Raw genomic sequence first — 10259 nt, forward strand, 5'->3', positions numbered from 1 at the left:
GGACTCTATGACGGCAAGCGACACGACCGAGACAATTAAAAAGGGAAATTTGGAGCCCAGTTTCGATAAAACGGCTCAGCGCATCCTCAATCTTTTCTTTGTACTCAATAGCTCCCCCGAACCGCTGACGACCGAGCAGATCGTCTTGGATTCTGACCTGGGATATGGCTCGGGCAACATCGACTCGGATAAGCGCAAGTTTCGGCGCGATCGTGACAAACTGCTCGAGCGTGGCATCTTAATCAAGGAGGTTCGCCCCGCCGGCGCGCAGGAGACCGAGGAAAGCTCGTGGACAATTGACCGCGAGCACACCTTTGCAGCAGGCGGCCTCATCACCGCAGACGACGCCGATATCCTGCTCAACGCCATCGACCAGACACTAGCGGCCGGCTCATCCACTTTTGCCGCACCGCTTGCCGATATTCGATCAAAGATTGCCTACCTCACCGGTAGGACGACGGCGGACGAAGCACCGATCAGCCGCTCTCCCACCGTCGATGCGGTATGGAGCGCCTTTGCCGAGCGATGCGCGCTGCGATTTTTATATCAGAACGGACGCGGCGAGCAGAAAGAACGTACCGTCTGCGTCTACGGCATGTTCGAGCGCGAGGGCGTGGCGTACTTCTGCGGCCTCGACAACGTCACCGACGACATCAGGACATTCCGCTGCGACCGTATCGTACGCGCTTGGCGTCCTTCGAAGGCCTACGTCATCCCCGCGAACTTCAATCTCAACGACTATCTGTTCTTTGAATTCGATTTTGCCGACCGACCGCCCGTTGCAGCCACGTTCTCGTTCGCCCCTCAGACGCAGATCGATATGATCAACGGCCTCACGCGTGGGCGAGGTGAGCTCGCACACACCGATGTGGGATGGACCTGGACCGTTGACGTGCGCGACCTTGAAGCCGCCGCCTCATTTTGCATGGCCCACGCCATGGACGGCATGAGGCCCGTGGCCCCCAAATCGCTCAAGCAGGCGTGGAACCACCTCATTGAAAGGACGGTGCACGAGCATGCCCGTGCGTAAACTCACCAGCGAGCAGAGGCTCTCGCGTGCCATCGACATCATGGAGGCCCTCTACGCCGCCGGCGAGAGTGGCATGACACGAACCGAGATTTGCAGTCGCTTTGACATCACGGGGGTGTCGCTCGACGAGATTCTCGAGATCGTCTCGACGCTCGCGGACCGAGAATCGGGCGCGCGCATCATCTGCGAATGCCGCGGCGAGCGTGTGGTCCTCACCGGTGACGCCGGTCGTGTGCTACCGTTGCGCCTGAGTGCCGCCGAGGGCGCTGTGCTCAACCATGAACTTGAATCGTTGGGGATCGAGCCGCAGACGGCAGCTCGGATTCGACATGCCCTTCTACCCGAAGAGCTCGGCTATAACCAGCGCGTCTTTGACACCGTCAACCACGGGTCGCACTGGCAGCAGCTGAGCTGCGCCATTCAGGACGGCGTTCGCTGCCGCATCTCGTATCGCTCGATGGACGATGCACGGCCACGCGAGCGTCTGGTCGACCCCTTGCGCATTACGTCAAACGGCGACCAAACATACCTGATTGCCTGGGACATCGCGGTCGATGAGCAGCGCACCTATCGCATGGATAAAATCGAGGGACTCGCCTTGACGGAAGACTCCGTCGTGCCTCACGCACCGGATGTCGCATCCCTCCACGATTCCCTTGCCCGGACGCAGCGTAGCGCAAAGCTCCTGATGCCATTCGATATGGCGGAGCATCTGGACTGGGCCGGCATCACCCTAATCGAGCGCAGCGGGGCAGACACGGCAACGGTAACCGTGCATTACGGCTCCGAGCGTTGGCTACTGAGCCAGATAATCGCAGCGGGCGGAGCCATCCGCATCTTGGATGACCCCGCCCTGTCAAAGCGTCTGTGCGATATGGCAAAAACCCTCGTCTGTCCGCTTTAGCGACGCCGCTCGTGGCGTGCGCGCCACAGTTGCAGATAGTGCCCGATCTGCGCCGATTCGATGCGCTGGTAGGAGCTCGTGGGCAGCGACGTTAAGAACTTCTTTCCGTAGCCCTTCGTCACCAGGCGCGGGTCGGCCAGAATCAGCACGCCGCAATCGGTCGACGAGCGGATAAGGCGGCCGGCCGCCTGCTTGACCTCGAGCACCGCCTCGGGCAGCGAATAGCGCGCCCAAGCGCGGTCTTCGCGCAGGTTGCGCTCGCACGAGAGCGGGTCCGTGGGACTCGAGAACGGCAGCTTGGGAATGATGACGCAGCGCAGCGTCTCGCCGCTGGCGTCGAATCCCTCCCAGAAGGCCTTAAGGGCAAAAAGCGACGAGGTCGGCTCGTTGATAAACCGGTCGCGCAGGCGACGAGGAGATGAGTTGCGCTGCTGGCAGTTGAGCTCCAGACCCGCACGGGCCATCTTAGGCTCAACGCGGGCGTACAGGTCTTCCATGTCGCGCCGATTGGTGAACAGTGTGAGCACCGATCCGCCCATGGCAAGATGGGCGTCGACCAGCACGCGCTCGAGCGCTGTAAGATAGCTCTCACGATCGCGCGGATCGGGGATATCGCCCGCAACGACTACAGCCATGTTCGAATCGAAGTCGTAGCTCGAGTCCAAGTGCAGCGACGAGGATGTTGAAGCACCGATGCGATCGAGACCGACCGCGTGGTTAAAGTGTTCAAAGCTTTTGGACACCGTCATGGTCGCCGAGGCAAAGATAGCCGTGTGAACCTCGGGCAGCCACTCGGTTGCCAAGGCCTCGCCAATGTCGATGCGCTCTGCGGTCATTGACTCTCCGCCGGCACGCAGTCTGCGATTGACCTGCAGCGAATACACGTAGTGTTCATCGGTGCCGTCAATGATGAGTTTGAGGTTCTCGGCCAGCTCGTGCAGGCGGCGCGAAATATCACCCAGGTCGACAACAACCTCGGGCTTGTCGGCGGCGACGGCTTGCACCAGCGCGTCGACGCTCTTGTCAGCTTGTTCCAATGCGTCGATGGCAGTGTAGGCCGACGGTAAGAAATCATGCCAGTCGTCAGATTCGCGCAGCTCGGGGCCAATCCATAGATTGGCATTGTCATAACCCCCACGGGCACGGCGGCCGAGCTCGCGAACGCCATCGAACACGTCGGCGATTGCCATGCTCGCGCGCGCAACCGTTGACGTCGCCTTGGCAGTAAGGCCCAAATAGAGCGTAGAGCCCTCGGAGGTTGCCAAATCACGGGAGACCTGGCTTAGCGCACCGGTGCTCGAGCCACCCAGGCGCTCAAACAGAACGCGTGATTCGTCCGCCGACACCACGCGCGCCCACTGACGGCGCGCCTCGCGCTCGATAGAATGAGCCTCGTCGATTACCCAATGACGAATCGGAGGCAAAATCCTGCCCTCGGCCGCAACATTGCGGAACAGCAGGGAATGGTTGGTGACCACCACATCGGCATGCGCCGCACGACGGCGGGCGCCGTGGACCAAACATTTATCAGGGAAAAACGGGCAGAGGCGGCGAGCACACTCGCGCGAGGCCGTCGTAAAGTCGGGGCGGTTGACGCTGCGCCACCGAATGCCAAGCGAGTCGAGGTCGCCATCGGCTGATTGGCAGACGTACGCCATAATGACCGCGACCGCCGTGAGCGTGTCCGCCGGATCGCGCTTGGTGGTAATCTCGACCTGGCCTCGGCTCATGCGCTCAAGCTTGCGCAGGCACGGATAGTGGTCATAGCCCTTGAGAGCGCAAAATGACAGACCACCGTCCAGTTGCTCGGCAAGTTTTGGCAGCTCATGGTACATGAGCTGGTCTGCAAGATTGTTCGATTTGGTCGCAATACCAACCGTGATGTTGTTACGGCGTGCCGCCTCGGCAAAAGGCACCAGATAGGCCATCGATTTGCCGACGCCTGTGCCCGCCTCAATTACACGATGAGTGCCCGTGACCAGCGCATCGCGGACCTCGAGCGCCATCGCGATCTGCTCATCACGCGGCTCGTAGGTGGGGTACATGCGATTGACCAGGCCACCTGGCGCATAGTCTGCCTCAATCTCCTCACGACTCGGCATCTTGAGGACCGGTAGTTCGTCGGCGTCCACCCGATCGTCGGCGCGATCGGCCTTGAGAACGTCAGCACGAGCGGCGCTGAGAGAGAAGATAGAACCAGGGTTCTGCCCTGCCAAGAATGAGAAGATAGGACGATAGGACCAAGGCACGTCCGGATGCATGTCGGCTAGGCGCGCCATGAGGCCCTGGGGCAAGTCGGTGAGTGCCACAAGCAACACGCGCCATACGCCGCACAGGGCGTCGACGTCGGCATTGGCACGGTGTGATACCGAGTCACAGCCAAACAGATCGGCCATAAAAGACAGCTTGTGCGAGGCCAGGCGCGGTAGCGCGATGCGCGACAGCGCCAGCGAATCGATCCAAATATCGCTCACGTTGACGCCGCCTTTGACCGACTCGATAAACGAGCGGTCGAACGTGGCGTTATGTGCGATCACCGGGCAACCACCGACAAAATCGGCGAGAGCGGCGACGGCCTCAACGGCCGACGGGGCATCTGCCACGTCGGCATTTGTAATGCTCGTGAGCTCGGTAATCTCGGCGGGAATCAGCTGCTTGGGATGCACGAAGGTATCGAAACGGTCGACGATCTCGCGGCCCGAAAGACGGGCCGCCGAGATCTCGATCAGCTCATTGTCCTGCACCGAAAGACCTGTGGTCTCGGTATCGAGGACAATCACATCTTCCTCGATAAGGCCAAAGGACTGCGTTTTGGCGCGTTCGGCTAGCGTGGCATAGGAGTCGATGACAAACTGCGGCGTTCCTGACGAAACCGCGTCCTCGATTAGCATGCAATGCCCGCTCGACGAAGGCCCATACGGATTAGGCTGTCACAGACCTGCGGGAACGTTATGTCGTCGGTGTGGCGGATCTCATCCGGATACAGCGACGTATCGGTCATGCCGGGAATGGTATTGGTCTCGAGGATAACGGGGCCGTCCTCACTCACGATAAAGTCGCTGCGCGAGATACCCAGGCAACCGAGAGCCTTGTGAGCGGCACAGGCAAGCTCCTGAGCACGAGCGTAATTCTCGGGCGAAATCTGCGCCGGAATGCGATGGATGTCTGTAGGGTCAACATACTTCACGTCCAGATCGTAGAACTCGCAGTCCTTGGGCTTACGAATCTCGACAATCGGCAGAGCGCGCACGTCGTCCTCGCCGTATACGCCGACGGTGATCTCGGTGCCCTCGATACACTTCTCGACCAGCACTTTGTCGCCGTACTCAAACGCCTTGGCGATTGCCGCGGGCAGCTCGGAGGGCTCATGGACCAGGGAAATGCCATAGCTGGAACCGTTGACGGCCGGCTTCACAAAGCAGCGCTCGCCACAAACCTCGACGATATGATCGATATCGACTTCATCGCCCACCTCGAGCGCGAGGCCGGGGGCAATAGGAATGCCCGCCCTGGCGTACAGGAGCTTAGAGACCTCCTTGTCGGCACCGCAGGCGCTGGCAAGCACGCCCGAGGCCGTGTAGGGGATACCAAGGGTCTCCATGGCACCCTGCATGGCGCCATCCTCGCCGCCGGCACCGTGCATGGCGATAAACGCCACGTCAAAGCCGCCGGTCGCCATGGTTACCATAAAATCATCAGCGGCCGTGTCGAGCAGCTCCACCGAGGTGTAGCCGGCTTCCTTCAGTGCCACCACAACGTTCTTTCCCGAATTGAGCGAGATCTCTCGCTCGGCGGAATGACCGCCCGCCAAGACCGCTACGTGCATGTTCTCTAGGCTTTTACCCGGCATGGGCAGACTCCTCCTCTATAATTTCTGCAGCTGATACCATATTGTAGCGATACCCTCTACGTTTCCCCAAAATCGAAAGGCTTCCATGAATCCCAGGACTAAATCTCAGGACATTCGCGACTTGAGCCAAAACGATATTCGCGAGCTCGTGGCCGAACTTGGCCAGCCCGCCTTCCGCGCGAAGCAGCTCATCGAATGGGTCTTCGAGAAGAACGTTTGTTCGTTCGACGATATGACCAACCTTCCCAAGGCTTTCCGCGAGCAGCTTAAAGAGGCTTTTGCCTTTGACACGCCCACTGAACTCACCAAGCAAGTTTCCAAAGATGGCTCGCGCAAGTATCTGCTCGAGTACCACGACGGCGTTTCCGTCGAGACTGTCGGCATGCCCCGTCGCAACAAGCTTTCCGTCTGCGTTTCCACCCAGGCAGGCTGCGGCATGGGTTGTGCCTTTTGCGCTACCGGTCTCAACGGCCTCAAGCGCTCTCTGACCGCTCAAGAGATCGTCGACCAGGTACTTCATGTATCCAACGACTTTGGCGAGCGCTCCACGAGCGTTGTCTTCATGGGCCAGGGCGAGCCGTTTGCCAACTACGACGAGGTTCTCAAGGCGCTGCGAATCCTCAACGACCCCGACGGCATCGGTATCGGTGCTCGTCACCTCACCGTCTCTACCAGTGGCGTTATTCCCGGTATTCGCAAATTTGCCGACATCCCCGAGCAGTTCACGCTTGCTGTTTCACTGCATTCCGCCATCCAGTCGACGCGCAATAAGCTCATGCCCGGTGTTAAGAAGTACACGCTGCTTCGCCTTCACGAGGCGCTTCAGCTCTACACCGAGAAAACTGGCCGCCGCCCGACCTATGAGTATGCCATGATCGAAGGCGTCAACGATACGAATCCCGAGATGCAGGCGCTCTGCGACTTCTGCGAGGGAACGTTGTGCCACGTTAACCTGATTCAGCTTAACGACATCGAGGGCAGCCCGCTCAAGCCGTCGCCGATTCATAAGGTTGAGGATCTTCAGCGTCGTCTTGAGTCCCGTGGCATCGAGACCACGATTCGTAACTCCCGTGGTAACGATATTGACGCCGCTTGCGGACAGCTGAAGCAGCGCTTTAAAGTTCAGAAGAACGCATAGGGGAGTCGCACCCCAAAACGTTTCATGTGAAACATCGAACGGCTCCGGTTGCAGGAGATGCAACCGGGGCCGTTTTATTTATTGACCTTAATTTTGAATCAGCTGCTACCTGTCCCATTTTTTACGGCCAAAATAAGGGGTCCTTGCCTCGTGAATCAGACAAGGACCCTCAAAATATGCTAAGTAATTGTTAGGTACCTAATAGCCTACATTTTCCCATTGGTTACTAACCCAACCTTGATTAATCTTGGGATTCTTCGTTACCTGAGCCGTACGCATGGCAACATCTTCTGTCATAACATCCATTTTCTTCTTGGATGTATCGACAATATCTTGCGCACTACGAAGCAAACGACCTCGAAGTTCATCGTCTGTCGCGATCTTATAGCCAGCAAAGGCACCAGCCGCGACAGTCGTCGCCAATGCAATCGCAGTTAAAATCCTATTCCTCATCTTGGCCTCCTTGATCAAACTGAATCATTTCGCCAAGAATACGAGAGAGCTCTTCCTCGTCTTTAAACTCAATCTCAATCTTATTCTTTCCACGCGAGCTCTTAACACGCACGTTGGTATTAAAAACCTGACGAAGCACGCGGGCAGCCTTTTTAAAAGACTGAGGCGTTGTAGGCCTCGGCGTCTTAGGTGTCTCTCCGGCAGAAAACAACGGAGCAAGATTTTCTGTCGCTCTTACGGAAAGGCCCTCTGCAACAACCTTCTCTGCAAGTCGAATTCGAGCGTCCTCATAGGGAACTGCAAGAATCGCACGTGCATGACCAGCAGTAAGTTTGCCCTCAAAAATCATCTGCTGAACAACTTCAGGGAGATCGAGAAGGCGCAGCGAGTTTGTAATTGCAGAGCGTGACTTGCTGACTGCCTTCGACAATGCCTCCTGGGTCATACCGCTGGCATCGATAAGCTGGCGATAGCCCTTAGCCTCTTCGACGGGATTCAGATCAGAACGCTGAAGGTTTTCGATCAGAGCAAGAGCCAGCATCTCTTCATCATTAACATCTTTAATGATGACAGGCAGCTCCTCAAGACCAGCAAGCTTTGACGCTTGGTAACGACGCTCACCAGCGATGATCTCATAGCCGTTTCCATGCTTGCGAACCAAAAGCGGCTGCAAGACGCCATGTTCTTGGATTGATTCGCTCAACTCACGAAGTTCAGTTTCGTTAAAGTGAATTCGCGGCTGATTAGGGTTGGGAACGATATCCTCAATAGGTAGTTTTGTTTCAGATGCGGCATTCGAAGCCGATGCAGCCGAACCACCGGTCTCATACTCGGCCTCTGAGACCAAAGCATTGAGTCCACGTCCCAATCCGCCACGTCTCTTTACACTAGGCACGCTTGATCACCTCTTTTGCAAGGTTCATATATGCTTTTGCACCCTTATTTTGAGGTGCATAGGTAATTACCGGTTCCCCAAAAGACGGAGCTTCGGAGATTTTAACCGTACGGGGGATCAACGTCTTAAATGCCTTATCACCAAAGTACGATTGAACCTCCTCAACAACCTGATTCGATAGAGAAGTACGCGAGTCATACATGGTCATAAGCACACCGTAGGTGTCTAAGCCCTTGTTCAGACGAGATTTGACCATCTTCATTGACTCAAGCAGCTTCGTAACGCCCTCGAGTGCGTAATACTCGCACTGGATCGGAATCAAAACGCTGTCTGCTGCGGTCAAAGCGTTGATAGTAAGCAGGCCGAGCGAAGGAGGGCAGTCAATGAAAATAAAATCGAACTCGTCCTGAATCGGCTCAAGCAAATCTTTGAGACGGGTTTCACGAGCAATTGCGCTTACGAGTTCAATTTCCGCGCCTGCAAGCTGAATTGTAGCCGGAATTACGAATACCTTTTTGCAATTTGTATCAAGAACAAGCGATTCTGCCGGCACATCATTCAACAATGCATCATAGATGCAGTGATCAAGGTCTTCTTTTTCAATTCCGAATCCACTGGTGCTGTTTCCCTGCGGATCAAAATCGACAATCAGTGTCTTACGACCCTGCTCACCCAGTGCTGCTGCAAGGTTTACAGCCGTCGTTGACTTACCGACGCCGCCTTTTTGATTGATGATTGCAATGATACGCGTGTCTTTTGCGCTCTTTGAACGCTTAACGTCGCGAAATCCCACGGTCCCTCCTGGTGTGTATTAAAGCTGTCAAACGGAGGATGTTTCACGTGAAACATTCCGAATCGATATCAACCGCCATGTTTCACGTGAAACACTGCAAGTTGTTAGTATCCATTATGTTTCACGTGAAACATCTAGGCAAGCGGATTCTTCTTTGCCACGCCATTTGCACGAGGCAATGAAACGGATGCTGGATGACTCTTCTTAAGAACAATGAACTCCCTGTGACCCAAGCCTTCAGGCAAATCAATTGTGTCATTCAGAAGCAAAGTGAAGCCGCAAATCTTAGCTGCTGACATGCCGGAAGCAAGCTCCTCATCCGAAGGATTGCCCTTGGTTATAACAAATAGCCCTCCATCCTTCAGATACGGAGCCGCATACTCAACAAGAATCGGTAGAGGGGCCAGTGCGCGGGCGGTTACAACAGAGAACTGCTTCTTATGGCTCCGAGCATATTCTTCAAGACGATCATGAACCGCATGGGCATGTTTCAATCCAAGAGCATGGACAAAGGAATTTACCGCATCAACCTTCTTGCCAACAGAGTCAATATAAGTAGCTTTACGATGCGTGGTTATGGTTAATGGAATACCAGGGAAGCCCGCACCTGTTCCCATATCGAGCAAAGCTCCCTCAGGAGCCTTGTTGATATAGGGGAGCAAAACAAGTGAGTCGAGGATATGAAGTACTGCAGCATCTTCTACGTTAAGAATACGGGTGAGATTGGTTGTCTTATTTGTTTCTAGAACCAAATCCAAATGCTGAATACATTTCCTCAGCTCAACATCAGTTACGCTCAAGGAATACTCTTTGCAATAGAAAGCTAGACGACTCAACATCTCGTCAGCTTGCTGATCAGTAAGTACTAACAACGAAAGCTCCTTTCTGACAAAAATCAGTGTATCGAGAACTTTTGACAAAAAAAGGGGACGTGGAAACCACGTCCCCTTAGCATAAGCTCGAGTAGATTATCGAGCAACAATCACTACATGGCGATCAGGGTCAGAACCCTCAGAATGAGTATCGACCGCATCATTGCCACGAAGTGCAATGTGAACCAGTCGGCGCTCGTAGGCATTCATGGGCGGAAGCGAAACACTCTTGTGAGTGCGGATGGCGCGCTCGGCAGCAGACTGAGCCATGGAGGCAACCTTGTCCTGACGGCGGCTCTTGTATCCCTCGACGTCCACTACAAC

10 protein-coding genes are annotated in these 10259 nt (G+C 55.8%); 3 read left to right on the forward strand and 7 right to left on the reverse strand.

The genetic code is table 11. The features are described from left to right. The first annotated feature begins 7 nt into the window (after positions 1-7). Positions 8-1030: a helix-turn-helix transcriptional regulator gene (locus AB5Z54_RS01325; RefSeq protein WP_368135200.1), complete on the forward strand. Its 1023-nt coding sequence runs from the start codon at positions 8-10 to the stop codon at positions 1028-1030. Further along, a complete protein-coding gene (locus AB5Z54_RS01330; protein WP_368135201.1) occupies positions 1017-1934 on the forward strand; it encodes a helix-turn-helix transcriptional regulator in 918 nt (305 codons plus the stop codon). Before AB5Z54_RS01325 ends, AB5Z54_RS01330 begins: the two co-directional genes overlap by 14 nt. On the opposite strand, the gene AB5Z54_RS01335 is transcribed toward AB5Z54_RS01330, so the two are convergent. Next, complete coding sequence (locus AB5Z54_RS01335) at positions 1931-4825, reverse strand: helicase C-terminal domain-containing protein (RefSeq protein ID WP_368135202.1); 2895 nt, start codon at positions 4823-4825, stop codon at positions 1931-1933. The genes AB5Z54_RS01330 and AB5Z54_RS01335 overlap by 4 nt on opposite strands. Continuing rightward, positions 4819-5784, reverse strand: coding sequence for a D-alanine--D-alanine ligase family protein (locus tag AB5Z54_RS01340; RefSeq protein WP_368135203.1), 966 nt, complete (start codon positions 5782-5784; stop codon positions 4819-4821). Before AB5Z54_RS01340 ends, AB5Z54_RS01335 begins: the two co-directional genes overlap by 7 nt. Positions 5785-5869: 85 nt before the next feature. On the opposite strand from AB5Z54_RS01340, the gene rlmN reads away from it, so the two are divergent. Continuing rightward, a complete protein-coding gene (rlmN, locus tag AB5Z54_RS01345; RefSeq protein ID WP_368159786.1) occupies positions 5870-6922 on the forward strand; it encodes a dual-specificity RNA methyltransferase RlmN in 1053 nt (350 codons plus the stop codon). Between the two features lie 198 nt (positions 6923-7120). Here rlmN and AB5Z54_RS01350 read toward each other — a convergent pair whose 3' ends face one another. From AB5Z54_RS01350 to AB5Z54_RS01370, 5 genes are all read right to left on the reverse strand, one after another. Further along, a complete protein-coding gene (locus AB5Z54_RS01350) occupies positions 7121-7375 on the reverse strand; it encodes a hypothetical protein (protein WP_149926478.1) in 255 nt (84 codons plus the stop codon). After that, on the reverse strand, positions 7365-8270 hold the full coding sequence (locus AB5Z54_RS01355; protein WP_368159789.1) for a ParB/RepB/Spo0J family partition protein: 906 nt from the start codon (positions 8268-8270) through the stop codon (positions 7365-7367). The genes AB5Z54_RS01350 and AB5Z54_RS01355 overlap by 11 nt, the downstream gene beginning before the upstream one ends. Further along, the gene (locus AB5Z54_RS01360) at positions 8263-9063 is read right to left on the reverse strand and encodes a ParA family protein (RefSeq protein WP_022093800.1); all 801 of its coding nucleotides are present in this window, start codon (positions 9061-9063) and stop codon (positions 8263-8265) included. The genes AB5Z54_RS01355 and AB5Z54_RS01360 overlap by 8 nt, the downstream gene beginning before the upstream one ends. A gap of 134 nt (positions 9064-9197) precedes the next feature. After that, entirely contained in the window at positions 9198-9935 is a 738-nt protein-coding gene (gene rsmG, locus AB5Z54_RS01365; RefSeq protein WP_240125945.1) for a 16S rRNA (guanine(527)-N(7))-methyltransferase RsmG, read from the reverse strand. Positions 9936-10031: 96 nt separating this feature from the next. Further along, the coding region (locus tag AB5Z54_RS01370) for a Jag family protein (RefSeq protein WP_368159791.1) at positions 10032-10259 on the reverse strand (228 nt) is incomplete at its 5' end.

The organism is Collinsella aerofaciens, from assembly GCF_040910185.1.
In the GTDB taxonomy this organism is placed as follows: Bacteria; Actinomycetota; Coriobacteriia; order Coriobacteriales; family Coriobacteriaceae; genus Collinsella; species Collinsella aerofaciens_BF.